This window comes from Thermococcus sp. 4557, from assembly GCF_000221185.1.
GTDB lineage: Archaea > Methanobacteriota_B > Thermococci > Thermococcales > Thermococcaceae > Thermococcus.
Genome location: NC_015865.1, coordinates 1,027,944 through 1,052,843, shown reverse-complemented (window position 1 = coordinate 1,052,843; position 24,900 = coordinate 1,027,944). Strand labels below are relative to the sequence as shown.

Sequence of the window (24,900 nt, the reverse complement as noted above, 5' to 3'; positions counted from 1 at the left end):
CCCCTAAGCAGATTCTAAGCGCCGAGAATAAATAAACTTTTTCCATATCCTGGCGGAATAAAAAGGAAAGGACGGTCAGTGCTTTATGAATCTGCCGCCGATTCCGGTTCCGTGGGAATCGACGTCGTCGCGCATTATTAGCACGACCCTGCTCGGCTCGTACTCGTCCTCGATGTGATAGCCGGGCAGGTGCTTCACCAGCTCCTCGGCGAAGGCCCTTATCTCCTCGTGCCGCGGCATGTTGTTGATGGTGAGCCTGTTGCGCGAATAGCCGACGAACATGTACGCTTTCGCCTCGACGAACATCGGGTTGGCGAGCTTTATCAGCTTCGCGTAGCCCTCTGGGTTGTGCATGTTCTCGCCCTTGACGAGGGTCAGCCTTATCACCGTCCTCGTCTCGGCGTCCTTCATAAGCTCGAGCGTCTGCTTTATCCTGTCCCAGCCGTCGGGGATCATGGGGACGTTAACCCTGTTGTAGGTCTCGACGTCGGGAGCCGTCAGCGAGACGTAGAGCTGGCTCGGCAGCTTGTCCTCCTTTATCATCTCCTCGAGCCTCTCCGGAACGGTTCCGTTGGTGACGATGAAGGTCGTGAAACCGCGCTTGTGGAACTCCTCGACGAGGTCGCCCATGTAGGGGTACAGCATCGGCTCGCCGGAGAGGCTTATCGCCGCGTGCTTCGGGTTCCACGCCTCCTCGAACTTCTTCATGTTTATGCCGGGCATGCCCTTGTAGCCGACGAGGAGCTTGCGCTGGGCCTTTATGCTCTCCTCGACGATGAAGGCCGGGTCGTCCCACGGCTCCGGGAGCTCCGTGCCGAGGAAGCCCTCCATCGGGCGCCAGCAGAATATGCAGTTGTGGGTGCACCACGCCGTAACAGGCGTCATCTGCAGGCAGCGGTGGGAGTGTATGTTGTAGAACTTCTGCTTGTAGCAGAAGCGGTCGTGCTTTATGCTCTCCTTGAGCCAGTGGCAGAGCTTGACCGAGCTGTGCCTGCCCACGAGCGCGTAGTGCTGCTTCCTGAAGAGACTCGCAATCTCCTCCGGCATGTTCGGGTTGGACTTGAACGTTAATGCCATTAGCCTCACCTAATTCCTCTCTCTGGGTTGGCTTTGAACGAGCCTTTTAAAAAGGTGATGGGTCGGGTGCGGGATATTTTATTGTCGAAAAATACTTCGGCAATGTGCGAAAACTTTAAAAGCTGCCCGTTGATTCTACCTCCATGTTCGGAAACATAAAACCGCGCCAGGAGATTAAGGCAAGGGAGATTGAAATAGACTTCTTCGAGGAGGACGTGGGCTTCCCTGAGAGGCCAAAGGTGAAGCTCCTCTTTGAGATCAAACGTCACCGCCTTGCGTAGTGGCGTTTATCAGCACTATGTCCTCAAAAAAGACGTGCACCCTAGCGGCTATTTTTCCCCTCAGTCCGGCTTTTTCCAGCCTTCTCAGCGTTTCTTCCACCCCTGTTATCGAGCTCTGGACTATCTGGACGGTTCCGCCGGGTTTGAGGTATCTCGGAACTTCCTGGATGAACCTGTCGAGAACCTCCCTCCCCCTCTCGCCGCCAACCAGCGCCAGGTCTATCGGCTCCTCCGGCTCGCCGGGCAGGTAGGGGGCGTTGAAGGTTATCACGTCGAACTTCCCCTCGACTCTCTCAAACAGGTCGCTCACGCGAAACTCGACGTTTTTGATGCCGTTCAAAAGGGCGTTCTCCCCCGCCAGCTCAACGGCCAGCGGATTGATGTCAACTCCCAGGACGGAGCGGGCTTTTCTTGCCATCAGGAGGGCTATAAGTCCCGTGCCCGTTCCAACGTCGAGGGCGGTATCTCCTTTCCTAACCGCGAGGTTCTCCGCCAGAAGGAACGTGTCCTCGGCCGGCTCGTAGACCTGGGGGTGGAGCTTGAGCTCGATGCCGTAGTATGTTGGCATGGTACATCTACCGCAACGTCCTTTTGAGGTTAACCTTAAGGGATGTAGAAAAGCCTGAGAAAGGAGAGGAATCACTTCCTCTTCCACTCGGTGTAGCCGCAGCGGCCGCAGCTCCAGCGGTCCTTGTGCTCGGCCATGAAGACGCCCGGACCGCAGCGCGGGCAGAACTTGCCCTTCCTCTTGACCTTTCCGCCCTGAACCTCGTAGAGCTTCCACTTCTGGCTGGTCTTCTTGCCCTTAGCCATCTAAACCACCTCACTCCTCCTCCTTCTGAATCAGGCCGTCCCTAACGAGGATGTATTCCGGCTCGATGTAGAGCATCCTCTCCCTGCTCTCGTAGGCCTTGGCGTAGCCCCTGCTGACGCGGCTACCGAAGTAGCTCCTTATGTACTGGAGAACCACGGTCTCCGGGTTGAGGTCGAGCATGGCAACGAGCTTGCCCTTGACGTCGGCCCTGCTCGGGGTGGCCTCTCCCTCGTGGATGACATCGAAGTATATCTCCTTCCTTCCGAGGAGCTTGTTCTCCCTTATCTCGGTAACCTTAATCTCCATCGTGAATCACCTCCATCTTCGACATGAGCTTTCCACACTTGAGCTTGCATTCGGGTGTTACCTTTATAAGCACTACTCCCTCGTCCGGCTGGCCGTAGAGCACGAGAGTGCCCTCGGGGGCGTAGAGCACGGCGGGAATCGCCGCCAGGTCCTCCTCTCCGTACACCTTTATGTAAACACGCCTGCCCCTCGCGGCCAGTCCAAAGCCCTTTCTGATTGCGTTTAATAAAGCTTTCGTTATGGTTCCGGGGGGGTTCTGGACGGTCATCACGACCGAACCCGTCTCGATATCCGGATTGTACTCGTGTCTTTTGGTTCTGTGGTCGTATATGGCTATGCTCGGCCTTATCCCGAGCTTGAGGACGTTCTCCGTGACGACGTCGCCTACAGTGACGACGTGCCCGGCCCGCTCAAGCTCACCCTTGAGCCTGATGTACGGCTCGGGAAGCTCCCCCCGGATGAGCTCCCCGAGGGGGTCTTTGAGTTCCCTTCTGAGCTCTGGGGTGAGTACGAACCTCATCATCTAACCCTTATGGCGTACTTTCCTGGGACCTCGACTCCCAGCTTCTGCGCTATCCTCGACTTCTCGGGCTCGGTGATTATGACGAGGTCGAACCACTCATCGCTGAGGTCCCTGCTGCCGCAGACCGGGCAGCGGTCCTCGGTCGTTATGTAGTGGCAGTGCCTGCAGGCGCGCTCCTTCGCCATTACTCCTCAGCCTCCCTGCGCTTTTCCTTCTCAACCCAGTCCCTCTTTCCGAGGCCCGGCTGGCGCATGGTGAGGCCTATCTTGTTCTCCCTGATGACGCGGCTCTTGACGCTTACCGCTATTATCCTCGCCCTCGCCTCGTCGCCGAGCTTGAGGATCCTGTTGGTCTCCTTGCCGATGAACTGCTTGTTCTTCTCGTCGAAGACGACGTAGTCGTCCATGAGCTGACTGATGTGAACGAGACCGTCCATCGGGCCTATCCTGATGAAGGCACCGTACGGGGCGACGTCTATGACCTCGCCCTCAACGACCTCGTGCATCTCCGGCTTCCAGACGAGGACGTTGAAGACGACCTCGTGGTAAGTGGCCCCGTCTCCCGGAACGATGACGCCCTGTCCTATCTCATCGACGTCGAGGATCGCGAGGACGACTCCCTCGTCGCGGTCGTAGATGCCCTCGTAGGTCTCGCGGAGGACGAGCTTTGCGGCCTCCTTGGGCTCCATCGTGAACATCCTGGGCGGAATCCTAACGACGTCCTTAATCTTGAGGAGCTTGTACATGCCTTAACCTCCTTGCGGGAATAAGAGGGAAAAGAAATCACTCCTTCTTGCCGAACTTCTCCTTGTAGAGCTCGATGGCGCGGAGGATTTCTTTCTTGGCCTCCTCGGCGTTGCCCCAGCCCTCTATCTGGGTGACCTTGCCCTGGAGCTCCTTGTAGCGCTGGAAGAAGTGGGCAACCTCGTCGAGGAAGGCCTTAGGGACGTCGTCTATGTCCTTCCAGTCGTCGAAGTACGGGTCCTCAACGGGGACGGCGAGGACCTTCCAGTCCTTGTCGCCGCTGTCCTCCATCTTCATGATGCCTATCGGTCTCGCCTCTATGAGGGTGAGCGGGTAAACCGGCTCGCGCATGATGACCATGATGTCGAAGGGGTCGCCGTCGTCGTACCAGGTCTGCGGGATTATTCCGTAGTCCACCGGGTAGAAGAACGGGCTGTAGAGCACTCTGTCGAGCTTTATAAGGCCGGTCTTCTTGTCGAGCTCGTACTTGTTCCTGCTTCCCTTCGGAATCTCTATGAGAGCGTAAACGACCTCTGGAACCTCCGGTCCGGGCTCAAGCTCGTGGAACGGGTTCATCTCTAACCACCTCTTACCTCTTTAAGAACCTCTAGCTTAGGCTTTCGAATAGGGCTTTTAAAGTTTTGGTTAAAGGAAATCGGAAAAAAGCGGGAGAAAGGGAAAGGCCTCAGTTGGCCTCCTTCCCTTCCCCTGGCAGGGGCTTCCTGTACTCGTATGATACCCCATCGTCGATTATTGCGTAGACTTCCTCGTCTCCCTCTATGTAGTGCAGGATTGGCTTGTCTATGAGCTCAAAGGTCGTCTCCAGGTCTTTGGGGGTCTTGAGCTCAACGACCTTCTCAACTGGGCCCGGAGCTCCTTTGACCACGTAGGGCCTTATCTTCGACAGCTCGTCCTTGGGGGCCCTTGATGTGTAAACGTAGCCGAGCAGGGGTATCAGCATCAGCAGTGCCAGCACCGTGGTGACGGTTTGGGCCGTTCCAAGGTCGCTTGTTATGCCAAGAACGCTTGCATCCTTCTCCGTCCTTACCGTCTCGGTGAGCGCTCTCTTCTCCGCCTTGCTGGTGTCCGTGAAGTAGTAAAGCTCTGCCGTTGAGTCCCTAACGAGTTCGACGGTGTGGTCGAAGTTCTCCCTTATCTCCCTGCCGCCGACGCTTCCGGTGCCCGTCACTGTGGTCTCAATGGTTATCCTGTTCTTCAGCCTCTTCACACCCAGTTCGTTGGAGATCCTTTTGCTCGTGTTCTCGAAGCCCTTCATGTCCAGAACGTACTCCGCGCTGAATCCGCCGTCCGTCAGGTTTCCCCTCTCGTCAAAGAGCGGTTCCTCCCAGAGGATTATCTCCTCGTTGCCTTTGTTCACGTAGTACTCGGCCTTCACGACGATGTGGTACGACCCCTCGCTCAGGGGCGGCTGTGACCTGTAGTTGTACGTCAGCAGGAACCGATCGACCAGCGGTATCGGGTAGTTGTCCATTGTCAATCTGTACCCGTAGAGATCATTGGGTTCGAGGTATGCCTCGTGTTTCAGCGTTCCCTCTTCCCGATACGTTCCTATCTTATGCGTGGTGACCATGTACGGGCTTGCGCTCATGAGCTTCACGGAATAAAACCCGAAAACTATGAAGAGCACCAGGAATATCCCCAGCACTTCCTTCCTTCTGATAAATTTTGTAATGCCTTCTTTATTCATCCTTCACATGCCTCCGTGCAACAGTCAGATTCGATTTCAGTGTCTTCGTAGACGTCCGGTGCCTCCGGAGCGTCTCTGCCGGCGTGGCAGCCGCACGCGTAGACGTAAACGTACTTGGCGCAGCCATGACATTCACATCCTGCAACGCATGGGGTGCTGACCAGCATAACGTACCTGTGTGAGTGGGTGTAGATTCCGTCCGTGTGTTCATAGAGGTTGAGTCTGGCGACCTCGTTGTGGGCCAGGTGGAGTGTCCAGGTAACGCGCGTTTTCCCGTTAGGCAGAACCTCCGTCGAAACTGTACCCTTCGTCGGGATGTTGTTTACCAAGGTGAATTGGGAGCCGACATACTGGGTCACGACCAGGTCTCTCTCGTCTCCCCGGTTCTTTACTATGATCCTGGTGTGGTAGTCGGCCGGGGTGTTTCTGGGGAGGTGTCTAACCCCGCTGATCCAGCGGTTCATTATGCACAGGTCGCAGTCTCCGCCCCCTTCGCAGGTCGCGTGGACGGTTATGCTCTCGCTGGTGATGCCGTATTCCACCAGCTCGGCTCCCTCGTTCAGGATGTAGTCCCCGCAGGAAGTGAACTCCTGCTTGCCGGCAGGGTTGAGTTTGGTGTATACCGTCACGTTCATGTGGGCGCTCTCACCGGCCCCGAGGTGAACCTCCCAGGTGATGTGGTGCGCCGCCCCGGTCTGTGTTACAGTGTAGGTTCCGGCGCTCGGGTCTATGGACTCTATCTCGAACTCTCCCGGGATCACGTCCTTTATCGTAAGCGTCTGCTCCTCTCCGGGGTTCGTCACGGTGATTCTGAACGTCCACTCCGCGTACGTGTGCGTTGGAAGCTCAAGCGGTCCGCTCAGGAGCTCCTTCTCTATGGTGGGTCCGCCCTTGATGATCAGCTTTATGGGGCAGGTGGATATCGATGCGTCCCCGCCGTTCCATGTTGCGTACATATCGACCGGGATTATATACTCCCCCGGTTCCGCGTTCCCCACGGTTACGTTTCCGAAGAAAGTGTATTCCTCCTCGGACGCAAGGGTTCTCGCCGCACCGTCCTCCGTCTCTATGAACATCGTGACCTCCGCTGGAAGTCCCGAGTAGTCGGGATGGAGCGTGATAGTGACGTCCTTCATGTCGTTGAGGTAGTTTCTAACGGTCAGTGCGTCGAAGTCAAGCTCTGAATTGGTATTGACCTCAATGACCGCAGCGTACCCGTCTTCGCAGTCGAAGCCGAGGTACTCCTGTTCGTGCGGTACCACCTGGACTTTTACCTCCCTGGTGGCGCCGAAGCTTACGAAAGTCCCGCTTGAGCTGACGATAACCAGTGACGCTAGTGCGATTGTTATTAGTACTGCAATGATCCCTCTCATACCTTAAACACCTCCGGTATTCCCCTGTGTTTGGAATGCCTCCTTTTTCTGATTCTAACAATGTCTTCGTTCCCTATCCCCGAGAGTACGTACATCGCTCCGAGGAAAGCCGAAATGACTGCAAGGATCGCCAGCAGGGGTACCATCGGGTGCACCTCGTAGAGGGCGTCCATCACGGAGCCCGGGAGCAGGGGTGGATACGCGTTCACCCTGACCTTGGTGGAGTACACGGTCGTTTTCTTTGGTGCCACTATGGTGACCGTGAAGTCCTCCTCGCCTCCCCGCGGCAGGCCGAACTCCTCACTCGAGATTTTGGTGACGGGCTCCGGGGCGGAGACGTAGTACCTCATCGGGTACAGGTTGTTGTTCTTCACCGTAACCTCGGTCTGGAACTCTTCCCCTGGCTGATACCAGCCCTCCCTTGCCCCTCCTGCGGACGTTACCGAGTACTCTATCGGTATGACCTCCCATGAGACGAAGATGGATATGGCAACCATCAGCAGCAGGAACACTGAGGCGAGCATGAAGAGCGTCCTGAACTTCACGGTAAAGAACCTCTTTCTCCTTCCCGTTCTTGCCGCCTCACCGCCCCCGAAGGCAAGTATCCCGACGACTATCAGAAGGGCTCCCACGAGTATCTTGCCCCTGTCCGAGAGGCCGCTCTCGAGGTAGTTGCCGACCTTCGGCACGGTTATCACGTGACCGCCTGGAGCTATTACAGTCCCCCCGATCTGATCTTTCTTTATCGGGGGTATGTTGTGGCTCTGCTGGTCGCTGGCCACGTTGTTATCGCCCCTCGTTATATACCCTTCTTCGGTTATCGCGACCACCCTGTGGACGGTCCACGTGCTTCCCACCTTGAACACTATGACGTCACCGACGTCGGGGTTTCTCGCCAGGGGGTTGATGAAGAACAGGTCGCCCTTGTCTATGGTGGGCGTCATGCTCCCCGAGTAAGCGTAGGACATGAAAACTGGCCTGTCAAGAAGGGCTCCTGCGAGAGAACCTATGACCAGCACTCCGAGAACCGCGAGGACCGCGTACTCCACGAGGGTATTCATCCGCAGCTTCCTCCCCAGGCCTCTATGGTTATTTCACTCATGTAATCCCCGAGCCCAAGCCCGGTGGTGTTCACCCTCATACCTATCTCCGCACTCTCGTCCGCCCCGAGGGTGACCTCGATGACGTCCGCCCAGCTTCCGCCAAAGGCTCCCTCAAAGAACCCCAGGTTCGGGGAGTCCGAGCTTATCCTCACGCATATTGTATCGTAACCTGTCTCGCTCTGGTTGTTCTCTATCATGAAAACCCCATCAAAAACGTAAGTACTGTTAACGCTCAGTCCGTCCCCTTCTCCAGGATAGAACGGGCTGTCCGGTGATATATCGATTACAAGAACACCGTTATCCAGGTATGAATACGGGGGGGAGGGGGAATCCAAAGAGAACTCTTCCCCATCGGGGGTCGCATAAACTACCGTGATCGGGCCGGAGGAATGGAGTCCTCCAACTCCTATGAGCAGAATTATCATGATTCCAATGCCTGCAATGACTTCTGTCTTTGTCCCCATCTCTCTTCCCCCTCGAAGAATCTAAAAAGAGGAGCAAACGCTCCACAATGAAAGTTCTACCAGCCTAATCAGCTCTGGCACTCACCGGCTGTGGCATCGAAGTGGATCTGGCCGTCCAGTGAGTTGGGTGCGCTGATTCCGGTGGTGTTGATGATCATACCGATCTTAACAACGTCGCCGGGCATTATGGTAACAAACAGGTGGTTGCTGCCAACGGTCTGGCCGGGCACGTAGTCGCCCTCAAAGAAAGTGACCTCGTCGCCACCGGTGTAGGTGATCTCCATACATATCGGGGTCTGCTCCCAGAGGTCGTTGCTCACGCCGAAGACTTCCTCGAACACGTAGGTGCTGTTCGGGCTGACGCCCTCGCCGAATCCCTCTTCCCAGTTTCCGTTGTTGTGGCTGAGGTCTATGACGAGCATTCCGTTGTCGTTGATGTACGCGTAGGGCTGGATTGGCCTGAGGTCAATGAGCTCATTGTCGTCGGGGACGACCTGAATGTGAATGTTCCTGTCGGCCTCAAAGTAAGCGAAGTTTGCGCTGCTGGCGGTGACCGCTATCAGTAGTCCTGCTATAAGGACGAATAGTCCGATTATCTTTTTCATTTTGATCAGCTCCCTCCGCAGTTAATGGGTGCGTTGTCAGCGGGCCAGGCCTTCACTGTTATGGTCACGTCGTAGCCGCCCAGGCTGTTGTCAGCCGCCAGTTCCATACCCACACCAAGGGCCTCTCCGGGCTCAAGGTAGAAGCAGACGTCTCCAGCTGCTGTGTCCGAGTTGTACGGAATAGCGTTGCCGTTGGTTACGTACATGTTCTCAGTAGGGTCGTAGAATGATACCTTGCCGGGATCCGAGGATATGACCTCGACTACTATAACCTTGTTCTCCCAGAGGTGGTTGCTCACGTTGAAAACGTGGTCGAAGTTGTACCTGCTCTGCGGGCTCAGGCCAATTCCCTTGCCTGTGTAACCCTCGAGCTCACCCTGGTACTCCCCCCAGTCCGGGTTGTCGTGTCCGGGCCAGTTCGGGTTGTTCGCTGAGAAGTCAATAACAAGTTGTCCCCCATCGTTTATGTACGCGTAGGGCTGGACCGGCGTCAGATCGATGAGCTCATCGTCGTCGGGAACGACGGCAATGTGCGAGCTCCTCGTGACGCGGTAGTCCCTGAAGGTCGCGCTCGTGCCCAAAGCAAAGGCCGCCGCGATCATCAGCCCCAGCATACCGAGGGCCAAAATTTTCTTCATGGTGTTTTCCTCCCAAATATCAAATTGGCATCCCTCGGCACCGTCACTTGGCGGCACGTCACCGAGACACTTGTACCTTATTAGGACGCTTCTGCTATATAGTAAATTCCGGGTTACTGCATGGTAATGCCCCATTACCCGAAGCAGAACCACCTAATCTGATTAGAAAAGCCCAATTAGGGCCTCAGTGGGCTAGATCAACCTGCTTATCTTTCTGTGATGCACTATGCTGATGGCCAGATACACGATGGCCGCGAGAAACAGGGGCAGGTTCCCTAGATACCAACCGGCCGCTATGAATATCAGCGAGGTGCCCATGTAGAAGGCGCTCCAGCTGATGTCGTGTTTCTTCACTACTTCCATGTACACGGTAACATCTTCCGGAATTTTCAGGAGCGTGACGACGCCGTGATTGAAGGTTACGACGCCCTCCCTCTCAAGCTTGGGAATGTGCGTCTGCATCAGGCTGACGTACACGCTTTTCCTGTGTTTCCGGTCGGTGTCACCCTCCTTCTCCGCGATGTACTCGACGAGGTCCCTGAGCTCCGCTCTTCCATCGCTCTTCTGGAGGAACTCTATCATGAGCATCCTTCTATCGTTGCCAAGTATTGCAGTCGTTGCACCCATACTATCACCGCAAGCGATAATGTTTGCGCTTATTCCCGTTGGTGTAGAACGCCTCAACCTTCTTCTGCTGGATCATCTTCCTCAGGGTTCTCTCCACCTTCTGTCTCGTGCAGTCGAGCCCCTTCTCGTTGAGGAACCTCGTCAGAAATGCCACGCTCAACGAGCCGTGTACCCTGAGAAGGTTCGTGATTTCACTTTCCAAGCTGATGGTGCTGCTCATGCCCTCACCTCCATGTTAGGCAATCCGTGTGTAACATCACTTTAAAAGTCCGCGGCATACTATTTAAGGGTTCCTAAAAAGTCCGATTTTTGAATTTTCGGCAGTTTGGTGCCGTATTCAGCTGAAATGAGCTATATAATTTGTTGAAACCCCCGCAGGTATTCTTTCCTTTTGTTTTTAGCTGTCGTTTCTTCAAAACATCTTGGATATTATCCAATGTTCAGGGATATTTCCAATGATGCATAGGTGCTTTCAATCGTATTTCCACAGAACCGCACCGGTCACAAGATGGAACATGGTGCTCGGCAACGGCACATGGTACGATCTGTGGTGTAATTTGAAGTTCGAGAATAGAACTCAGAAGTGGAAGGAAGGTGGGGTTCGAATGTCTGGAGCCCAGTTGAATGGTAGCCCCGCGGGGATTCGAACCCCGGTCAAGGGATCCAGAGTCCCCTATGCTTGGCCGCTACACCACGGGGCTGTACCCGTTGATAGGTTCCGGGATGGATTTATAAATTTTATCCTTCCACCGGTCCCGTTCGCAGGGCTTATAATTTTCATCCGCCTAGATGGTAACGGGTGAAACCGATGGACTTCACCCTCTTCATGGAGATATACGGCTACAGGATTCTGGGGCTGGTTTTTGGCGCCGCAATACTTGGAATAATGCTCGCCCCCTTCGTGATGACCTTCTGGGCCTTCAGCAGTGACGGCGTCGCGGCGGCGGTTGTAGCGGTGCTGGTGCTGGCTGTGGGCGTTGCGTTGATGGTCGTTCCGAAGTTCTGGAATTTCGCCGATAAGACAAGAGGGACCCATGTCATTGAGGACTGGAACGATGAAAAGTAGCGCCAAACTTCGCGAAGCAAGCTTTTGGGAAAAGCTTGACCAAAAGTTTGTAGCTCTCTGCATTGTCGCGTTTGGAAAAGTCTTGGTTTTCTTCTTGGGAACCCTGTTTTTAATGAGAACAATGAACAAAATCCGAGATTATTAGGGGGTTTACTTTCCTCCGACGCCCGAAGGGCGTCTTTTTAGAGTTAATCCCTTTACAATGAGTTCCTAAAGGGTTCTCACTTAAAATAATTGATTTCAAGCAGAAAACCCACCAAAACTCGCATTTCAAGAAGGAGCTACGAGCTTTGATAAACTTTTGCTTGGCAAAAGTTTGTTTTCTGGTGGGGCCGCCGAGATTCGAACTCGGGTCCCCGGCTCCCGAAGCCGGAAGGATAGGCCAAGCTACCCCACGGCCCCACTGCCCGCTGTTAAGGGACTTTGAAAGACTTATAAAGTTTACGGATTTATTCAGGTGCACTGGAGGGAAGGACAGTGAAGGTCTCTGTAATCATCCCGACGTACAATGAGAGGGACAACCTGGAGGAGCTCTTTGAGCGGATAGACGGGGCTCTAGAGGGTTATGACTACGAGATCATCGTCGTTGACGACGATTCCCCCGATGGGACCTGGGAGTTCGCCAGGAGCCTGGCGGCAAAGTACCCTGTGAAAGTTATCCGCAGGACGGAGGAAAAGGGACTCTCCTCTGCGGTCATTAGGGGTTTCAAAGAAGCCGCCGGCGACGTCTTCGTCGTTATGGATGCGGACCTGCAGCATCCACCGGAGGTTATTCCGGAACTCTTGAACGCCATTGAGCAGGGTGCCGACGTTGCCATAGCGAGCAGGTACGTTCCCGGCGGCGGCGTTAAGAACTGGTACTGGTACAGGAAGCTCATATCAAAGGGCGCGATAATGATAGGCCGCCTGGCGCTTCCAAAGATAAGGAACGTCAAGGACCCGGTGAGCGGCTTTTTTGCCCTCCGGAAGGAGGTTCTTGAGGGAGTCGAGCTCAACCCGATAGGTTTCAAAATACTCATGGAGATTCTCATAAAGGGCAGATACGGGGAAGTCCGGGAAGTTCCCTTCACCTTCGGCCTGAGGCACGCCGGCGAGAGCAAACTGGGAACTAAAACAATGGTGAACTACCTGAAGCACGTTTACAGGCTCATGCGCTGGGAGGGCGAGCTTGACAGGCTCATCAAGTTCACCCTCGTCGGCCTCTCGGGTGTCGTGGTGAACGAGGGCTTTCTGTGGGCCTTTGTGAACTTCCTCGGCTGGGACAAGATACTCGCCAACATCCCGGCGACCGAGCTGGCGATACTCAACAACTTCACCTGGAACGACCTCTGGACTTTCAGGGACCTCAAGAGAAAGCCCCTCTGGAGGAGGCTCGCCACCTTCCACGTCGCCGCCATCACGGGCGCGCTCGTCCAGTGGGTCATCTACGCGGGTCTTGTCTATCTGGGCATGAACTACCTCGTCGCGAACCTCATCGGTATAATGGTTTCCTTCATCGTCCGCTTCCTCGTTAACAGGCACGTCACGTGGGGATGAGCCGGTGGGATTTGGAGCATCCCCTTCTGTTTATTTGAATTTCTGGATGATGCGAAAGTAATTTATTGACATGCTGTTATATGTATCCGGGGCACATCTGCCCCATCAGTCCGCTTAACTTTAAATACAATGGTGGTGGAATACGGGAGGGAAAGCTATGTACGTTGGGGAGTTCCTCAAGAGCCTCGACAGGACATCCACCGGTGTCGCGGGGCTTGACAATCTTATCGGTGGAGGCTTTGTTCCGGGCAGGGTTTATCTCGTCGTTGGCCCCCCTGGAAGCGGTAAGACGACCCTTGGGGTTCAGTTTCTGGTCGAGGGTGCAAGAAACGATGAGAAGGGGGTGTACATCTCAATAGTCCAGCACCCCAGAATAGTCACGCAGGACATGCTCCGCTACAACTTCGGTCTTCTGGCCCACGTGCAGGCAAAGAGGATAGTGCTCCACGACATGGGCGAGGCGATATTCGGGGCGGGCAGGAGATTTTCCTGGAACGAGATCCTTGAGATGCTCCTCCACATAATCAAAGCGGAGAACGCCAGCCGCGTTGTTATCGATTCATTTACCTCCCTGGAGTACGCAGTGGTCGATCCGGAGAATAAAAGGATGGCCGTTGGAAGGTTCATCAGAAAGCTCCACGACATGGGGGTCACCTGTGTGATAATCTCCGAGATGCTCAGTTCGGAGGCTTACACTGACGAGTACTACCTGGCCGATGGCGTCATTGTAATGCACCACTTCATGAGGAACTATCAGATGGTTCGCGCGATCCAGGTTCTCAAGATGCACGGCGTTCCCCACGACAGCAACCTCAAGAAGATACGGTTCACGGAGGAGGGGCTTGTGGTTTACCCGGAGGCCCCGTTCTGAGGTGTCTGCGATGGAAGATGAGATCCGGCGGCTCGTCAAGAGGGCCTATGAGTTCGGCTACTTCGTCGGCTACAAAGGGCACAGCGAATGGGCCGAATGGGTGAGGAAGCGGCGGGACGAGCTCTATAAGGCAGCCGGTGATCTCGGTGCCTACGAGGCCGTTAGGGATGCCTACCTCCGGGGGAGAACTGCCGGCGCCAAGAAGCGCGAGGAGGACATTAGACGGGGCCTTCTTGTGACAGATGATCGGGATAGCTTCGCACAGGGGGAGGTATCGCCAGGGGAAATTATGGAGGAGGGGTCCACCGTGGAGGTTGAATTCGCAAGGTTCGTTGAAACCTTTGGACTTCTCATGCCCCCCGACCTCCTTGACAGCCTGAGGCTCATGAGGCCTCCCAGGATGCTCCATCTGGGTGATGGGGAATGAGACGTTTCCTGAAGGAAGCCGAGGTTTTTGATCCTAACAACGTGCTGCACTACATCGCTGAGATAAGCCAGTTCCACCGCATACAGGGCTCGAGGGAGCTTCCCGAGGCGGTCCGCTTCATACTGGAGGAGCTCCGCATCTGGGGGATCGGTGCTGACCTCTACGAGGAGACCTACGACGGCGAGAGCAGGTACCTGACGCTCAAGTCGCCGATAGCCTGGGACGTCGTTAGGGGTGCCGTTGAGGTTCTCGGAACGACCCTGACCACGGCGGGCACTCCCCTTGTGGTCATGGCACATTCCCCAAGCGGCAGTGCCGAGGGGGAGGTCGTCCACGTTGTCCGGGAGGATGACTGGGAAAAAGCACGGGGCAGGATAGTCCTGGTGGGACGCGAGTGGAGGGAGGCATACCGCAGGGCCAACGAGATGGGGGCGGTCGGCTTCATGGCCTACCGCGAGGGTACCGGGGAGGAGGTGCCCTACATAGGGCTCTTCCTCACAAAGGACGACCTTGAATGGGCCAGGATTCCCGCGGTGGCCGTCCCAGAGACACTGGCCAGGAAAATCATTGGAAAGCTGAACTCCGGGGAGAGCGTGAGTGCGAGGATTGAGGTTGAGACGGTGATAAACGAGCGCCAGGTTCTTCCGATCCTCTACGCTGAGATCGGGAGGCCGCCGTTCCTTCTGTTCACCGCCCACATCTGCCACCCGAAGCCTGGAGCTAACGACAACGCGAGCGGCAGCGCGATGCTGATGGAACTGGCGCGCGTTCTGTCCCGCCTCCACGACGATTCGTTCCGCTTTGGCTTCGCGTTTCTCTGGGTTCCCGAATACTATGGGACGCAGGCCTTCATCGAGCGCCACGCAGACTTGGGGAAGTACTACGCGGCCATAAACCTCGACATGGTGGCTGGCAGTCCTGACCGGGCCGGCTCGACGATAATGCTGGTTAGAACCCCCATCTCCCGCTTCTCGGTGGTCTCGGGAATCCTCGAGTACTACCTCGACCTGGCGAACGAGGCCGGAAAAAGCTTCTCCGGGAGCCCACTGCCCAGGCTCCGGGTGAAGAGCTTCCCGTACGAAATGGGCAGCGACCACGATATCTTCAACTTCTTCGGAATCCCTGGGACGATGCCCATAACATGGCCCGACCGCTTCTACCACTCCAGCGGCGACACCATCGACAAGGTCAGCGGGGAGAGCGTTGAGGTCATTGGAAGGGCCGTCCTCGCGACCGCCCTGGCCCTTGCGAAGGGCGATGGGGAGGAGCTCCAGCGCTTTGCCCGGGGATACGCGATGAAATACCTGGGTGAGCTGTCGAGGGAGAGGAAAACGGACGAGGTTGAGCGCCTTGTGATGACGGGCCTCGCCAGGGACTCGCGGTTCCTGGGCATTGAGAGCGGCCACCGGTTTGAGCCGGAGCCCTGGCTGACGTGGAAGGTCCGGGGCTTACTGTCGGAGCACCTCATAAGGGAGGCAGACGAAAGGCTCGCCGAGGAGTTCAGGTCGCTGACCCGGGACCGGCGGGTTCTGGTGCATCTCCATGAGCTGCTTATGCTCGCGGAACTCCTTCCCAGAGAGCGGGCCTTTGAGGCGCTCAGGGAAGAGTACGGGGAAATCGATGAAGAAAAGCTGGAGAAGCTCGTGGGAATCCTGGAGGCAGCGGGGATCGTGGAGCTGGCTTAGTTCCTGCTGGATTTGGAGCCGCTTTTCAGCTCCTGCTCCAGTTCGTTTATTCTCTTTATGAGGCTCTGCTTGATGTTTTCGAGAACTTCGCTCGGGGAAACGGCGCTGTACGTGTAGCCGAGCCAGCCCTGCTCGATGAGGGTTCTCCGCAGAATGCCCTTCCTGTAGAGGCTGAGCACGTGCTCCCTGACCGAGCGTTCGCTTATCCCGAGCTCCCTCTGTATCTCGGTTATCCTCATCGGCTCCTTTTTGTCGAGCAGAAGCCTGTAAATCCTCAGCTCAGTCTTCTTGACCCCAAGGGAACGAAGCAGCGCCTCAAGCTTTTCGTAGACATCACTCATCCCGCTCACCTGATACGTCCATTTTCCCACCTATGAAGGATTATTTTCATACGGGTTATAAACTTTGCCCGCGGTGTTGGAGCATCATCGGAGGTTTACCCTGCCCAGGTAAATTCCCTCCGGGAGGAACAGCTCCACCGAGTCAGCCCCTTTCAGAAACGGCACCATCCTTATTCCGTCCGCCACGTTGAAGCCCTCTATGAAGGGGTTTATCGTTGGCAGTATGAGGAACCTTCCGGAGCGGACGAAGACCTTCACCTTCCTTGAAACGCCGCCCCTTTTGAAGGTGTACGCGGGATGAATGTGGCCGAGGTACGCCTCCTCGAACTCCACCCCGGGCAGTCCTGTGTGGCCGTGGAGGAAGAGTCTGTCGTCCACCAGCAGGTGGTCGGTCACCTCGACGTGGGGGAACTTCCCGGCGACCTCCTCTATCCTCCCGTCATGGTTTCCCTTCGTTACGACCGTTGGAATTCCCCCGAGGCTCGAGAAAAAGCCCATAAGGAGGCGTTTCATTGTGAAACTAAGGCCTATCGGCTCCTTCAGGTCGCCGAGGATGATGAGAAGGTCCGGGTCCGTTCCGGCGATGAACTCCGCCAGGTGCTCCTCAAAGCGCGTCCTTACCCTCAGCCCGCGAGACAGCTCGAAACCTATATGTGGGTCCGCAATAAGAAGCGTCCTCCCGCGGGAGGTCTCAATCTCCAGTGAGAGGCTCTCAAAGTCCTTAAAAGAATTCATGGGACCACCGAAAACGGTGGAGAAAAGGAGGAGCATCAGATGAGTCCGCGCTCCTTCCTGCGCTGCCTCTTGAGTCTCCTGACCCTCTTCTTGATCCACTTCCACCTCATTCTTCCCTTCTTCTTCCACTTCCTTGGGCGCCTCTTCATGATCATCACCCCTGAGTTTCTCTCAGGGGTTAGCTCCGGAGGTTCCTTTTTAAGCTTTTCCGTGGGGAAGGGCCGGTACTTTTCGTACGGCTAAAAAGCTTCATGGACACCCGCAAGCGGGGAAAACGGCACGGGAGAGCGGGTTCCAGGTTCTTAAATTTTTCGCATGTTCATGTCCTTGTTGTGGTAATTGGGAAGTTTAAACCGGATGTTGCTGTGTATGCGTTGTCCCTGGTATCGCAATCCTATTTTAACGCTGTTTGGAGCGTTTGATACCCTATCAATGTGGTATGCTTCCGGGAAATCCGTCCGCTAACCTTATCAACTCTTCAGCCCAACACCGAACGGTGATGGCATGAAGGTGGCTTACGTTCAGATGGAACCCGTTTTTCTTGAACCTGAGGCGAACTACTCCAAAGCCGGGGAGCTGATACGTGCCGCCGCCGATGAAGGCGCGGAACTCATCGTCCTTCCGGAGCTCTTTGACACCGGCTACAACTTCAGAAGCAAGGCGGAAGTCCTTGAAGTCGCGGGTCAGATACCCGACGGACCCACGACCCAGTTTCTCATGGAGCTCTCCAGAGAGCTCGGTGTCTTCATAGTCGCGGGGACCGCGGAGAAGGACGAGAACGGAAAGCTGTACAATTCCGCGGTCGTTACAGGTCCGATAGGCAGCGGATACATAGGCAAATACCGCAAGGTTCACCTCTTCTACCGCGAGAAGCTCTTCTTCGAACCTGGGGACTTGGGCTTTCATGTTTTCAACATCGGGATAGCAAAGGTCGGCGTCATGATATGCTTCGACTGGTTCTTCCCGGAGTCCGCGAGAACGCTCGCCCTCAAAGGGGCCGACATCATAGCCCACCCCAGCAACCTGGTGATGCCCTACGCCCCCAGGGCGATGCCCATACGGGCCTTGGAGAACCGTGTCTACACGATAACCGCCAACAGGGTCGGCGAAGAGTTTGGACTGAGGTTCATCGGTAAGAGCACGATAGCATCGCCGAAGGCTGAAGTGCTGGCGATGGGGAGCGAGGATGAGGAGGAGGTGGCCGTTGTCGAGATAGACCTCGGGATGGCGAGGAACAAGAGGCTCAACGAGATGAACGACGTCTTCAGGGACAGGCGCCCCGAGCACTACGCCCTGTGATTGGGTCTCCCCTTTCTCTTTGTGTTTATATGCTGCATCACAGTACTGTTCTGATCACAAAAACCCATTTTTTGGAAAGTGGCCAATATCCCCGTTATCGGGTTCCGGATTTTCCAGTGGTGGAGCGGTGTATGTTGGAGATTTTACATCAACGGGGCTCAGTGGGGGCTCTGCTTTCCATTTGGGGGCCGGTTTCGAAAGGGTTTTAAGAATAAAAGCGTATAATGTGTATGGTGACGAAAATCAGGGGATACATCCTTGTGGGGGTTCTCCTCCTGGTGGCACTGGGGGTTGGACTGGCCGCCAATGCCGCGGTGTTCCTGCCTGACTCCTCTTATCAAAGGGGATACTTCGAAGCGGGTGCCCTTCAGGCAGAGCTGCTCCCGGCTGGCTCCCACGTGACGGGGCACGTGAGGGCGGAGCACCCGTTCTCCGTCTACATCGTCACCTCCGAATCGGGCTACTTTGAGAACGTCACCGCTGGCAGCGTCATCCTCCGCTGGGAAAACGTGACGGAGGTTAACCTGGACCTCATAACGTCGGAGGGGCCCCAGTACCTCGTCGTAAAGAATGGAAACACGGGACAGGAAATAGAGATAGCTTTCAGAGCGGACCGCTGAAGTCGTCGAGGACGAGCGCAGCGATGTCCTTTCTTGGGCGTTTGAAGTAGAGGACGTCTCCCACGCGCGTGAATCCGTGCTCCCCCGGCCGTATCAGTCTGGCCTCTCCGAAGAATATCCGCCCGATCGCCAGCTGGGTCGCCAGGTCCCAGTGATGGAAGTCGAACTCCCCCACTTTCTCAAACCCCGGCAGGAGGTAGTAGGCCCTTTTGAACGTCCCCCTTCTGACGTCATATCCCTCGTGGACGGAGGCGAGGGTGTGGTTTTCTCCCTTGCTCTCGACGAAGAATTCCTTGTAGCCGATGCTGTACAGTATCCTGTAAACCCTGTCGGTGTCCTCGACCATGAAGACCCCGTCCCCGCTCAGTGTTAGGGCGACGCCGGCGAATATCCTCACCGCGTCGAAGGGATCGAAGTGTATCATGGTGTTGCCAAAGAGCACTGCCACATCGTGCTCCTCCACGAGGTCGGGCACGTTCCTCACATCTCCCCGGACCTTGGTGGGTGCTGTGCTCGCACCCGCCAACTCGAGCCACTCGTGAACCCTTTCGAGGTCCTCGGCCCGGACATCCAGGACGGTTAACCTGCTTGCTCCGGTGGCCTTGGCGGCGGCCGCCCCTGCTATGCCGGTGCCGGCGCACAGGTCGAGAACCCTTCCCCCTCGGGGAAGCTCCAGCTTTTCAAAGAACTCCACCAGTTCCCCGAACCTTTTTCTCGCCCCCTCATTGCCCGGCTCCATATATGCCCTGGCGTAACGGTAGAGCCCTTCAAGGGACATGGCATCACCACGGTAAAGAATGTGTGAAATTATTTAAATGCATCGAAAGGCTTAAATATTTTGTCAACTTACATAGGTTGACAAGGTGGTAAGTGTGAGGTTGAGAGGAGCAACCCCGATGAACACGTCGGGGCCACAGTTGCTTTTGCTGGCCTTGGGATTCGTGTTCTTTGTAGTCGCACCCTTAGTTTTTGAAACTCCTTGGGTTGTCATTGCAGGTTGGTTGTTCCTCGCAATGTCCTGGGGGACGTCTGCTGAGATTGAAGATGGAGTTCTCAGGCTTAGGTATCTCTTCGGACGAATGAGCCGAGAAATCCACTTGGATGAGATAGATGAGGTCAAGGTAATCCGCAGGCTGAGGGCCACTTCGCTTGCCGGGGAGTTCCCCATGTTTTTCCTACTTGTGTTCTCGACGGCATGCTTTTCCATCCTTGTTGTGCTGACCCATCCAAGCAGAGATTACACAGGTTATACTGTCCTATTTTTGGTTTCTTTTGTGTATCTCCTACTCCTTCTTCTGCCCTTTGAGAACGAATCCATTGGTATGGCGCTTTTGGTTCTGCCTATGATTCTTGGCTTTCTCCTGTGGTTGGCAGTGCCCGCTGCCGTTGACTTTGCCATGGTTGTTGCAGTTGAGATTGCACTGGTTTTCACGTATCTCAACCACTATGTGAAGGATTATGTCGTTTTGGGAACCTCGCGAGGAAAGTGTCTGATAGCCTTCGATGATCAGACCACCATGGAAGTTTTCCTGAAAGCGCTTGGGGGGAGTAGTTCCGGTGTTCAGGCTTCCTGATGGCATGGAAAAGGTATGGCTGATGAGGGCCAAGGGAATGCGTGAAGTTGAGATAGCCGAGGCCCTCGGAATCTCCCGCCAGGCGGTAAACAAGGCTCTGAAAGATGCCAGGGTGAAGCTCTTCGAGGCTTTCTTTGGCCTCGCTGAAGTTTTTTCGTGGGATATCGTCAGGGTTAACGCCGAGAAGGGCTTCATGGTCGCGAGGGGAAGGTGCCTCGATAAAAACGTCAGGGTTTATGCGTTCTACTTCCCGGGGAAGGGGATAAGGGCATTCTTCGGGGAGGATCTGCCGGAGTACGTGCTTGAGCACGCCGTTGAGATGGGAATAACCAGGGAACCTGATCGAGAAGAGCTGATAAAGGCCCTTGAAAGCTAATAGTAACCTTCCTCATAGGCCCCCGTAAGGGCGATGAAGGCGGCGTAGAAGATAACTCCGAGTGAGGTTGTAAGAAGCAAGACGACGCCAAGGGGGCCGGGCTCGTATCCAAGTGCCGCTAGGGTGATCTCTGCCGTTATCAGACCTGAGACGAGGGTCAGCGCCCTTGCGAACTTCCTAGCCATGATTCCGGAGAAGCCGGGAGCAAGCTGAAAGACGAGGGGTCGGGAAAACAGAACGGTGAGCGCGAGGAACAGGAGAAGCGCCCCGCCGATGACCAGCGTGGTTTCCTTTGAAACACTTCCCCTTGCAGAGAAAAGTACAAAAACCCCCAGAAATGCCGCCTGGAGACCAATGTATACCTTCAGATTCGGCGGTTCTATTATTCTTCCGGGTTTCTCCGGCGCCTCCGTTGAGAGCTCCTCAAGCTCGTACTCGCGCTTCGCAGTTAAATAGGCGAAGAGCATTGTTGTTCCGAGGCCGAGGAGCAGGAAGACAGCCAGCCATGCGAAGCTCAGAAACGGGGAGAGGATTATAAGGAAAACCCCGGTCAAAATCGTCCCGATTCCTGAAACGCGGTTCGCTTTTCTCCTCGCCCGCTCCGAGAGGTAGGTGTGGCCTATCCTGAACCCTATTCCGGGCTCACCCTTTGAGGTGAACGTGAGAATCCCCGCGGTGATCATGCCGAGGCCGATGAATGCCGCCCAGATGATTCTAAGGAGCCCGTAGCCCTCCATCCGTGCCACCCATAATCAGGCGGTAAATCCCTACGAGAACCATAGTTATAAGGAGAAGCCCAGCGTAGCCGACTGCCTCTCCGGAAGTAAATCCTGCATTATAGAGCACCGAGGTGGACACGACAATGATGATCCCTGCACTCATCAGGGTCATAAGCCCGGCCCAGGCTTTTATTTTTCCGGGGTAGATGCGCATCCGAATGGAGAATTCAGAGTTTTTGGCCAGCAGCGTCAGGACGAAGAACAGAAGCCACACAAGAGCAGGAAGCTCCACCACACCCCACAGCTTGTCCGAGAAAATGTCCGGCGTTCCGGAGGATTTGAAGTGCACGGCGATGGTCTCTGGAAGTTTGTTCCACAAGATTGCGGCCAGCAATAGGTATGCTCCGAGAAAGGCGAGCTGCAGGAGTAAGTAAAATCTCAGCCCATCTTTCATCCGGTAGGAATCGAAAGAGGACTCCTTTTCAGCCATCACCATCTTCAATCCTCTCCAGGGTCTCCGTTATCGCCCCTATCTCCCTCTTCAGCTCGCCTAAAACATCCCTGCCCAGCTTCGTGAGGGAGTAGTACTTCCTCGGTCTCCCGCCGACTTCCGCCCAGGTGTCCTGAACCAGGCCGCTCTTTTTCAGGCTCTTGAGGATGTCGTAGAGTGCCCCTTCGCTCGGCACGATTCTGCCGTCGCTCAGCTCCTCAAGCCTTTTCCGTATCGCGTAGCCGTGGAGCTCCCCTTCCCTCTCCAGGAGCAGGAGAACTAGGTAGGAGTAGAGTCCTGAGCGAAGGTCCTTTCTCAGCTTCTTGAGGGCATTCTCCTTCCTGTCCATCAGCACGTCGCTCACCACAGGGCTTCCTCTTCCTTGGGTAGCTCGAGCTTCGCCTTTGGAATCGTGTAGTACAGCAGTCCCAGTGCGGTGAGGGCGCTTATAACCTCCACCGCGTACATGATAGGTTCGCTTTTCGTGAGCTGATAATACGCCGCCAGGGAATCGATGACCGTGTGGATTCCTATCATCGCCAGAAGGCCCGTTTTCCCGTAGCCCTCCCTGTATGCGTACGCGAGGTATATTCCGGTCCCCACGTGGAAGAGGACGACGAAGTAGCGCTCCACCATTGAGAGCAGCGCCGCGCCCGTGGGAACGTCTAGGGGCTCCCCCGTGGCCAGGGCCCCCGCCAGAGCGGCCCCTGCTATAATGAAGACCTCTGTTATTCCAAAGCCCAGACCCATGAACAGGCCGGTGTTCAGACTCTTCCCCTTCACCAGGAGGTACTTTGCCCCTTCTTGGACGACTCCAGCGATGAGACCGAGCCATATAGAAACACCTATGGTGAATGCGGTTCCCCTTGCTATAACGTCGGCGTTGGACTTTATCCCGATTCCAAGGAGAGGGAGCTGCTGGACGGGGTTCTGGATAACTATCGCAATGAAAAACGCCGCTAAACCGAGGACGAACTCTCCCCACCTCTGCTTCTCGAAGCCCAGAAAATAAACCGTCGCCCACGCCAGCAGCCCGCCGAGTATGGGGAACGGGAGGAGATACATGCTCACTCCTCCTCAATCTTCTCAACGACCACCGCCGTGCCGTAGGCGTATATCTCGGCCATACCTGAGGCCACCGCGGAGGTCATAAAGCGAACACCCACGACCGCGTTGGCACCCATGTCCTCGGCGTGGAGCTTCATCCTCCTCAGGGCCTCCTCTCTGGCCTCCGCAAGCATCTGTGTGTACTCCTGAACCTCTCCGCCCTTGAGGTTCTTGAAGAAGGCCATTATGTCCCTGCCAACGTGGGTGGCCCTGACTATGCCGCCCCTCGCGAGGCCCTTCACCTCGACCACGCGGTAGCCGGGCAGGCTTTCAGTGGTCGTTATGATGATGTCGTCCATACTTATCACCCCGATGCATCGAACTTCGAGGTATTATTGGGTTAGGAAGTATAAAAGGCTTTTGTTGGATGGGGGAATGGAAAGAAAGGAGAATAGGACTCAGGCCTCGTGCTTGTAGATGGTGTAGGTCATTGGGTCGTCGTAAACTTCCTGCGGGGCGACTGAGTAGAAGTAGGTCCAGCTCCAGGCACCGTCGTTCGCGTCAAGGTTCACCTGGAAGTTGCTGGCGACGAGGTAGGCCGCCCAGATGAGCTGGGAGCAGTAGTACTCGTCGTCGTAGACCTTCGGCTTGCCGATGTAGTTGTAGTTGTAGGGCTTTCCGAGCTGCTGGTAGGCGAACTGAATGGCCCTCTGCTTGGTGGCGTCGTCGACCCTGACCCTCTGGAGGGCAACCACGTCGTACCTGCTGAGGAACTCGCTGAGCGGGCTGATGATGATGCCCTTGCCTATCTTGGCCTCTATAACCATCCAGTCGTTGATGCTCTCGTTGTACCAGGCGACGATGGCAACGTGTATCCAGTAGCCGGGGATTATGGCGTTGAAAAGGTCCGGGCTGTGGCCGTAGACGAGGTCACCCGGCTGGACGTCGGTCGGGTACGGGTGCTGGTAGGTGCTTGTGTCCCAGATGTAGTTCAGGAGGTCGCCGGCGCTGGCACCCGGAACGGTGGCGCCGAGAAGGAGGAAGACCACTGCTATTATTCCAAGCTTCCTCATTTCATCACCCCCAGTGTTGGGCGGAACAAAAATAGGCCGGCAGGTTAATAAGTTTTATTCTCCTTCGTTGTTTACATTGGACTTGATGTCCATAGTTTTGTGCTACCTTCTGGCAGAATACGTTGATGAAATATTCCTTTCTGGTCAGCAAAAAGAAAATGGGGTGGTCAGGCCGAGTGGTAGTAGATTACGTAGGTGTCTCCGTCGTCGTAAACTTCCTGCGGGGCGACCCCGTTGGCGTAGGTCCAGCTCCAGCCGGGGTTGGCGTCGATGTCCGGGCCGCCCGCGGCGATGTATGCCGCCCACACGAGCTCCGAGCAGTAGTAGGAATCACCGTAAACCTGCTTCGTCCACCAGCCCCAGTCGTAGGGCTTCCCGAGCTGGTAGTATGCGAAGTACACGGCGTTCTGCCTGACGTAATCGCTCGTGGCAACACGCAGAACAGCCACAGTGTCGTACCTGCGGAGGAAGTCGGAGAGAAGAACCATCCTTATCCCAGATTCCCAGGCCTCTATAACGACCCATTCCCCGTAATAGCTGTCGTAGTAGGCTATCATTCCCGTGTGTGTCCAATAGCCCGGTATGAACTTATCGCTGTTGGGGTTGTGTCCGATGACGATGTCGCCGGGGGCGACGTTCCACGGATAGGGGTGCCAGTAGTTGGCGTCGCCCTTGCTGCCGGAGGCGGCAACGGGGTTCAGCATTGCGGTCAGGAAGAGAAGTCCCAGGATTGCAGCAACTTTCTTCATCTGGAACACCTCCAATGCATTGCAGAAAAT

At 55.7% G+C, this 24,900-nt stretch carries 36 protein-coding genes and 2 tRNA genes; 10 read left to right on the top strand and 28 right to left on the bottom strand.

All coding sequences use genetic code 11. The annotated features are described in order from the left end of the window. Positions 1-75: 75 nt before the first annotated feature. Complete coding sequence (gene twy1 / locus GQS_RS05690) at positions 76-1,077, bottom strand: 4-demethylwyosine synthase TYW1 (RefSeq protein WP_014012715.1); 1,002 nt, start codon at positions 1,075-1,077, stop codon at positions 76-78. 143 nt (positions 1,078-1,220) lie between these two features. On the opposite strand from twy1, the gene GQS_RS11005 reads away from it, so the two are divergent. After that, entirely contained in the window at positions 1,221-1,358 is a 138-nt protein-coding gene (locus tag GQS_RS11005) for a hypothetical protein (RefSeq protein ID WP_014012714.1), read from the top strand. Here GQS_RS11005 and GQS_RS05685 read toward each other — a convergent pair. From GQS_RS05685 to GQS_RS05610, 16 genes are all read right to left on the bottom strand, one after another. Beyond that, a complete protein-coding gene (locus GQS_RS05685; protein WP_014012713.1) occupies positions 1,336-1,926 on the bottom strand; it encodes a HemK2/MTQ2 family protein methyltransferase in 591 nt (196 codons plus the stop codon). The two genes, GQS_RS11005 and GQS_RS05685, sit on opposite strands and share 23 nt — an antisense overlap. Positions 1,927-1,997: 71 nt before the next feature. Beyond that, positions 1,998-2,171, bottom strand: a complete 174-nt coding sequence (locus GQS_RS05680; RefSeq protein ID WP_014012712.1) for a 30S ribosomal protein S27ae — start codon at positions 2,169-2,171, stop codon at positions 1,998-2,000. Positions 2,172-2,181: 10 nt separating this feature from the next. Continuing rightward, positions 2,182-2,478: a 30S ribosomal protein S24e gene (locus GQS_RS05675; RefSeq protein WP_014012711.1), complete on the bottom strand. Its 297-nt coding sequence runs from the start codon at positions 2,476-2,478 to the stop codon at positions 2,182-2,184. Further along, positions 2,468-2,998, bottom strand: a complete 531-nt coding sequence (locus tag GQS_RS05670; protein ID WP_014012710.1) for a GTP-dependent dephospho-CoA kinase — start codon at positions 2,996-2,998, stop codon at positions 2,468-2,470. The genes GQS_RS05675 and GQS_RS05670 overlap by 11 nt, the downstream gene beginning before the upstream one ends. Further along, entirely contained in the window at positions 2,998-3,186 is a 189-nt protein-coding gene (gene spt4 / locus GQS_RS05665; protein ID WP_014012709.1) for a transcription elongation factor subunit Spt4, read from the bottom strand. Before spt4 ends, GQS_RS05670 begins: the two co-directional genes overlap by 1 nt. After that, positions 3,186-3,746, bottom strand: a complete 561-nt coding sequence (locus GQS_RS05660; protein ID WP_014012708.1) for a DNA-directed RNA polymerase — start codon at positions 3,744-3,746, stop codon at positions 3,186-3,188. Before GQS_RS05660 ends, spt4 begins: the two co-directional genes overlap by 1 nt. Positions 3,747-3,783: 37 nt before the next feature. Further along, positions 3,784-4,320, bottom strand: coding sequence for an inorganic diphosphatase (locus GQS_RS05655; protein ID WP_014012707.1), 537 nt, complete (start codon positions 4,318-4,320; stop codon positions 3,784-3,786). A 109-nt stretch (positions 4,321-4,429) separates the two neighbouring features. Then, positions 4,430-5,353 carry a DUF5305 family protein gene (locus GQS_RS05650; RefSeq protein ID WP_238515853.1) on the bottom strand — a complete coding sequence of 308 codons (924 nt, stop codon included), beginning with the start codon at positions 5,351-5,353 and terminating at the stop codon, positions 4,430-4,432. A 95-nt stretch (positions 5,354-5,448) separates the two neighbouring features. After that, positions 5,449-6,825, bottom strand: coding sequence for a DUF11 domain-containing protein (locus GQS_RS05645; protein ID WP_014012705.1), 1,377 nt, complete (start codon positions 6,823-6,825; stop codon positions 5,449-5,451). Next, positions 6,822-7,886, bottom strand: coding sequence for a signal peptidase I (locus GQS_RS05640; protein WP_014012704.1), 1,065 nt, complete (start codon positions 7,884-7,886; stop codon positions 6,822-6,824). Before GQS_RS05640 ends, GQS_RS05645 begins: the two co-directional genes overlap by 4 nt. Next, positions 7,883-8,392, bottom strand: a complete 510-nt coding sequence (locus tag GQS_RS05635; protein WP_014012703.1) for a DUF1102 domain-containing protein — start codon at positions 8,390-8,392, stop codon at positions 7,883-7,885. Before GQS_RS05635 ends, GQS_RS05640 begins: the two co-directional genes overlap by 4 nt. 68 nt (positions 8,393-8,460) lie before the next feature. Beyond that, positions 8,461-8,997, bottom strand: a complete 537-nt coding sequence (locus GQS_RS05630) for a DUF1102 domain-containing protein (RefSeq protein ID WP_014012702.1) — start codon at positions 8,995-8,997, stop codon at positions 8,461-8,463. A gap of 5 nt (positions 8,998-9,002) precedes the next feature. After that, on the bottom strand, positions 9,003-9,635 hold the full coding sequence (locus GQS_RS05625; RefSeq protein WP_014012701.1) for a DUF1102 domain-containing protein: 633 nt from the start codon (positions 9,633-9,635) through the stop codon (positions 9,003-9,005). Positions 9,636-9,827: 192 nt separating this feature from the next. Beyond that, positions 9,828-10,262, bottom strand: a complete 435-nt coding sequence (locus GQS_RS05620) for a hypothetical protein (RefSeq protein ID WP_014012700.1) — start codon at positions 10,260-10,262, stop codon at positions 9,828-9,830. 4 nt (positions 10,263-10,266) lie between these two features. After that, positions 10,267-10,482, bottom strand: coding sequence for a hypothetical protein (locus GQS_RS05615; protein WP_014012699.1), 216 nt, complete (start codon positions 10,480-10,482; stop codon positions 10,267-10,269). A gap of 405 nt (positions 10,483-10,887) precedes the next feature. Then, positions 10,888-10,963: transfer RNA gene (locus GQS_RS05610), tRNA-Gln, on the bottom strand. 107 nt (positions 10,964-11,070) lie between these two features. On the opposite strand from GQS_RS05610, the gene GQS_RS05605 reads away from it, so the two are divergent. Next, complete coding sequence (locus tag GQS_RS05605; RefSeq protein ID WP_014012698.1) at positions 11,071-11,328, top strand: hypothetical protein; 258 nt, start codon at positions 11,071-11,073, stop codon at positions 11,326-11,328. A 324-nt stretch (positions 11,329-11,652) separates the two neighbouring features. Here GQS_RS05605 and GQS_RS05600 read toward each other — a convergent pair. Further along, positions 11,653-11,730 (bottom strand) — tRNA-Pro (locus tag GQS_RS05600). A gap of 75 nt (positions 11,731-11,805) precedes the next feature. Between GQS_RS05600 and GQS_RS05595 the strand changes: the two genes are divergently transcribed. The 4 genes from GQS_RS05595 to GQS_RS05580 all read left to right on the top strand — a co-directional run bounded on the left by GQS_RS05595 (position 11,806) and on the right by GQS_RS05580 (position 15,847). Then, a complete protein-coding gene (locus GQS_RS05595; protein WP_014012697.1) occupies positions 11,806-12,864 on the top strand; it encodes a glycosyltransferase family 2 protein in 1,059 nt (352 codons plus the stop codon). Positions 12,865-13,021: 157 nt separating this feature from the next. Then, the gene (locus tag GQS_RS05590; protein WP_014012696.1) at positions 13,022-13,735 is read left to right on the top strand and encodes an ATPase domain-containing protein; all 714 of its coding nucleotides are present in this window, start codon (positions 13,022-13,024) and stop codon (positions 13,733-13,735) included. Positions 13,736-13,745: 10 nt separating this feature from the next. Beyond that, on the top strand, positions 13,746-14,162 hold the full coding sequence (locus GQS_RS05585) for a hypothetical protein (protein WP_014012695.1): 417 nt from the start codon (positions 13,746-13,748) through the stop codon (positions 14,160-14,162). Next, positions 14,159-15,847, top strand: a complete 1,689-nt coding sequence (locus GQS_RS05580) for a DUF4910 domain-containing protein (protein ID WP_014012694.1) — start codon at positions 14,159-14,161, stop codon at positions 15,845-15,847. Before GQS_RS05585 ends, GQS_RS05580 begins: the two co-directional genes overlap by 4 nt. On the opposite strand, the gene GQS_RS05575 is transcribed toward GQS_RS05580, so the two are convergent. Together GQS_RS05575 and GQS_RS05570 are read right to left on the bottom strand one after the other, a co-directional pair. After that, entirely contained in the window at positions 15,844-16,188 is a 345-nt protein-coding gene (locus GQS_RS05575; RefSeq protein ID WP_014012693.1) for a transcriptional regulator, read from the bottom strand. The two genes, GQS_RS05580 and GQS_RS05575, sit on opposite strands and share 4 nt — an antisense overlap. A gap of 84 nt (positions 16,189-16,272) precedes the next feature. Next, entirely contained in the window at positions 16,273-16,923 is a 651-nt protein-coding gene (locus GQS_RS05570) for a metallophosphoesterase (protein ID WP_014012692.1), read from the bottom strand. Between the two features lie 504 nt (positions 16,924-17,427). Between GQS_RS05570 and GQS_RS05560 the strand changes: the two genes are divergently transcribed. After that, a complete protein-coding gene (locus GQS_RS05560; RefSeq protein ID WP_014012690.1) occupies positions 17,428-18,222 on the top strand; it encodes a nitrilase in 795 nt (264 codons plus the stop codon). A 230-nt stretch (positions 18,223-18,452) separates the two neighbouring features. Then, positions 18,453-18,842 carry a hypothetical protein gene (locus GQS_RS05555; protein ID WP_048056531.1) on the top strand — a complete coding sequence of 130 codons (390 nt, stop codon included), beginning with the start codon at positions 18,453-18,455 and terminating at the stop codon, positions 18,840-18,842. On the opposite strand, the gene GQS_RS05550 is transcribed toward GQS_RS05555, so the two are convergent. Continuing rightward, positions 18,826-19,620 carry a methyltransferase domain-containing protein gene (locus GQS_RS05550; protein WP_014012688.1) on the bottom strand — a complete coding sequence of 265 codons (795 nt, stop codon included), beginning with the start codon at positions 19,618-19,620 and terminating at the stop codon, positions 18,826-18,828. The two genes, GQS_RS05555 and GQS_RS05550, sit on opposite strands and share 17 nt — an antisense overlap. A gap of 85 nt (positions 19,621-19,705) precedes the next feature. Here GQS_RS05550 and GQS_RS05545 point away from each other — a divergent pair, with 85 nt between their 5' ends. After that, the gene (locus tag GQS_RS05545; protein ID WP_148236369.1) at positions 19,706-20,416 is read left to right on the top strand and encodes a hypothetical protein; all 711 of its coding nucleotides are present in this window, start codon (positions 19,706-19,708) and stop codon (positions 20,414-20,416) included. Next, positions 20,400-20,792, top strand: coding sequence for a sigma factor-like helix-turn-helix DNA-binding protein (locus tag GQS_RS05540; RefSeq protein WP_014012686.1), 393 nt, complete (start codon positions 20,400-20,402; stop codon positions 20,790-20,792). Before GQS_RS05545 ends, GQS_RS05540 begins: the two co-directional genes overlap by 17 nt. Here GQS_RS05540 and GQS_RS05535 read toward each other — a convergent pair. From GQS_RS05535 to GQS_RS05505, 7 genes are all read right to left on the bottom strand, one after another. Then, positions 20,789-21,529 (bottom strand): hypothetical protein, encoded by a 741-nt coding sequence (locus GQS_RS05535; protein WP_014012685.1) that lies wholly within the window; start codon positions 21,527-21,529, stop codon positions 20,789-20,791. The genes GQS_RS05540 and GQS_RS05535 overlap by 4 nt on opposite strands. Then, positions 21,507-22,001 carry a DUF1648 domain-containing protein gene (locus tag GQS_RS05530; protein WP_158306490.1) on the bottom strand — a complete coding sequence of 165 codons (495 nt, stop codon included), beginning with the start codon at positions 21,999-22,001 and terminating at the stop codon, positions 21,507-21,509. The genes GQS_RS05535 and GQS_RS05530 overlap by 23 nt, the downstream gene beginning before the upstream one ends. Further along, positions 21,994-22,356, bottom strand: a complete 363-nt coding sequence (locus tag GQS_RS05525; protein ID WP_014012683.1) for a PadR family transcriptional regulator — start codon at positions 22,354-22,356, stop codon at positions 21,994-21,996. Before GQS_RS05525 ends, GQS_RS05530 begins: the two co-directional genes overlap by 8 nt. 5 nt (positions 22,357-22,361) lie before the next feature. Further along, positions 22,362-23,066: a YhfC family glutamic-type intramembrane protease gene (locus tag GQS_RS05520; RefSeq protein ID WP_014012682.1), complete on the bottom strand. Its 705-nt coding sequence runs from the start codon at positions 23,064-23,066 to the stop codon at positions 22,362-22,364. A gap of 2 nt (positions 23,067-23,068) precedes the next feature. Then, on the bottom strand, positions 23,069-23,407 hold the full coding sequence (locus tag GQS_RS05515; RefSeq protein ID WP_014012681.1) for a heavy metal-binding domain-containing protein: 339 nt from the start codon (positions 23,405-23,407) through the stop codon (positions 23,069-23,071). Positions 23,408-23,506: 99 nt separating this feature from the next. After that, a complete protein-coding gene (locus tag GQS_RS05510; RefSeq protein ID WP_014012680.1) occupies positions 23,507-24,121 on the bottom strand; it encodes a YiiX/YebB-like N1pC/P60 family cysteine hydrolase in 615 nt (204 codons plus the stop codon). 167 nt (positions 24,122-24,288) lie between these two features. Continuing rightward, positions 24,289-24,870, bottom strand: a complete 582-nt coding sequence (locus GQS_RS05505) for a YiiX/YebB-like N1pC/P60 family cysteine hydrolase (protein WP_014012679.1) — start codon at positions 24,868-24,870, stop codon at positions 24,289-24,291. Positions 24,871-24,900: the final 30 nt, after the last annotated feature.

Excerpts from the sequence above, each read along its gene's own strand:
- GQS_RS05685 (WP_014012713.1), bottom strand. The coding sequence starts at position 1,926 with ATGCCAACATACTACGGCATCGAGCTCAAGCTCCACCCCCAGGTCTAC.
- GQS_RS05650 (WP_238515853.1), bottom strand. The coding sequence starts at position 5,353 with ATGAGCGCAAGCCCGTACATGGTCACCACGCATAAGATAGGAACGTAT.
- spt4 (WP_014012709.1), bottom strand. The coding sequence starts at position 3,186 with ATGGCGAAGGAGCGCGCCTGCAGGCACTGCCACTACATAACGACCGAG.
- GQS_RS05570 (WP_014012692.1), bottom strand. The coding sequence starts at position 16,923 with ATGAATTCTTTTAAGGACTTTGAGAGCCTCTCACTGGAGATTGAGACC.
- GQS_RS05535 (WP_014012685.1), bottom strand. The coding sequence starts at position 21,529 with ATGGAGGGCTACGGGCTCCTTAGAATCATCTGGGCGGCATTCATCGGC.
- GQS_RS05620 (WP_014012700.1), bottom strand. The coding sequence starts at position 10,262 with ATGGGTGCAACGACTGCAATACTTGGCAACGATAGAAGGATGCTCATG.
- GQS_RS05580 (WP_014012694.1), top strand. The coding sequence starts at position 14,159 with ATGAGACGTTTCCTGAAGGAAGCCGAGGTTTTTGATCCTAACAACGTG.
- GQS_RS05585 (WP_014012695.1), top strand. The coding sequence starts at position 13,746 with ATGGAAGATGAGATCCGGCGGCTCGTCAAGAGGGCCTATGAGTTCGGC.
- GQS_RS05560 (WP_014012690.1), top strand. The coding sequence starts at position 17,428 with ATGAAGGTGGCTTACGTTCAGATGGAACCCGTTTTTCTTGAACCTGAG.
- GQS_RS05640 (WP_014012704.1), bottom strand. The coding sequence starts at position 7,886 with ATGAATACCCTCGTGGAGTACGCGGTCCTCGCGGTTCTCGGAGTGCTG.
- GQS_RS11005 (WP_014012714.1), top strand. The coding sequence starts at position 1,221 with ATGTTCGGAAACATAAAACCGCGCCAGGAGATTAAGGCAAGGGAGATT.
- GQS_RS05520 (WP_014012682.1), bottom strand. The coding sequence starts at position 23,066 with ATGTATCTCCTCCCGTTCCCCATACTCGGCGGGCTGCTGGCGTGGGCG.
- GQS_RS05615 (WP_014012699.1), bottom strand. The coding sequence starts at position 10,482 with ATGAGCAGCACCATCAGCTTGGAAAGTGAAATCACGAACCTTCTCAGG.
- GQS_RS05505 (WP_014012679.1), bottom strand. The coding sequence starts at position 24,870 with ATGAAGAAAGTTGCTGCAATCCTGGGACTTCTCTTCCTGACCGCAATG.
- GQS_RS05575 (WP_014012693.1), bottom strand. The coding sequence starts at position 16,188 with ATGAGTGATGTCTACGAAAAGCTTGAGGCGCTGCTTCGTTCCCTTGGG.
- GQS_RS05660 (WP_014012708.1), bottom strand. The coding sequence starts at position 3,746 with ATGTACAAGCTCCTCAAGATTAAGGACGTCGTTAGGATTCCGCCCAGG.
- GQS_RS05590 (WP_014012696.1), top strand. The coding sequence starts at position 13,022 with ATGTACGTTGGGGAGTTCCTCAAGAGCCTCGACAGGACATCCACCGGT.
- GQS_RS05655 (WP_014012707.1), bottom strand. The coding sequence starts at position 4,320 with ATGAACCCGTTCCACGAGCTTGAGCCCGGACCGGAGGTTCCAGAGGTC.
- GQS_RS05670 (WP_014012710.1), bottom strand. The coding sequence starts at position 2,998 with ATGAGGTTCGTACTCACCCCAGAGCTCAGAAGGGAACTCAAAGACCCC.
- GQS_RS05680 (WP_014012712.1), bottom strand. The coding sequence starts at position 2,171 with ATGGCTAAGGGCAAGAAGACCAGCCAGAAGTGGAAGCTCTACGAGGTT.
- GQS_RS05550 (WP_014012688.1), bottom strand. The coding sequence starts at position 19,620 with ATGTCCCTTGAAGGGCTCTACCGTTACGCCAGGGCATATATGGAGCCG.
- GQS_RS05515 (WP_014012681.1), bottom strand. The coding sequence starts at position 23,407 with ATGGACGACATCATCATAACGACCACTGAAAGCCTGCCCGGCTACCGC.
- GQS_RS05625 (WP_014012701.1), bottom strand. The coding sequence starts at position 9,635 with ATGAAGAAAATTTTGGCCCTCGGTATGCTGGGGCTGATGATCGCGGCG.
- GQS_RS05635 (WP_014012703.1), bottom strand. The coding sequence starts at position 8,392 with ATGGGGACAAAGACAGAAGTCATTGCAGGCATTGGAATCATGATAATT.
- GQS_RS05630 (WP_014012702.1), bottom strand. The coding sequence starts at position 8,997 with ATGAAAAAGATAATCGGACTATTCGTCCTTATAGCAGGACTACTGATA.
- GQS_RS05675 (WP_014012711.1), bottom strand. The coding sequence starts at position 2,478 with ATGGAGATTAAGGTTACCGAGATAAGGGAGAACAAGCTCCTCGGAAGG.
- GQS_RS05555 (WP_048056531.1), top strand. The coding sequence starts at position 18,453 with ATGGTGACGAAAATCAGGGGATACATCCTTGTGGGGGTTCTCCTCCTG.
- twy1 (WP_014012715.1), bottom strand. The coding sequence starts at position 1,077 with ATGGCATTAACGTTCAAGTCCAACCCGAACATGCCGGAGGAGATTGCG.
- GQS_RS05605 (WP_014012698.1), top strand. The coding sequence starts at position 11,071 with ATGGACTTCACCCTCTTCATGGAGATATACGGCTACAGGATTCTGGGG.
- GQS_RS05530 (WP_158306490.1), bottom strand. The coding sequence starts at position 22,001 with ATGGCTGAAAAGGAGTCCTCTTTCGATTCCTACCGGATGAAAGATGGG.
- GQS_RS05645 (WP_014012705.1), bottom strand. The coding sequence starts at position 6,825 with ATGAGAGGGATCATTGCAGTACTAATAACAATCGCACTAGCGTCACTG.
- GQS_RS05510 (WP_014012680.1), bottom strand. The coding sequence starts at position 24,121 with ATGAGGAAGCTTGGAATAATAGCAGTGGTCTTCCTCCTTCTCGGCGCC.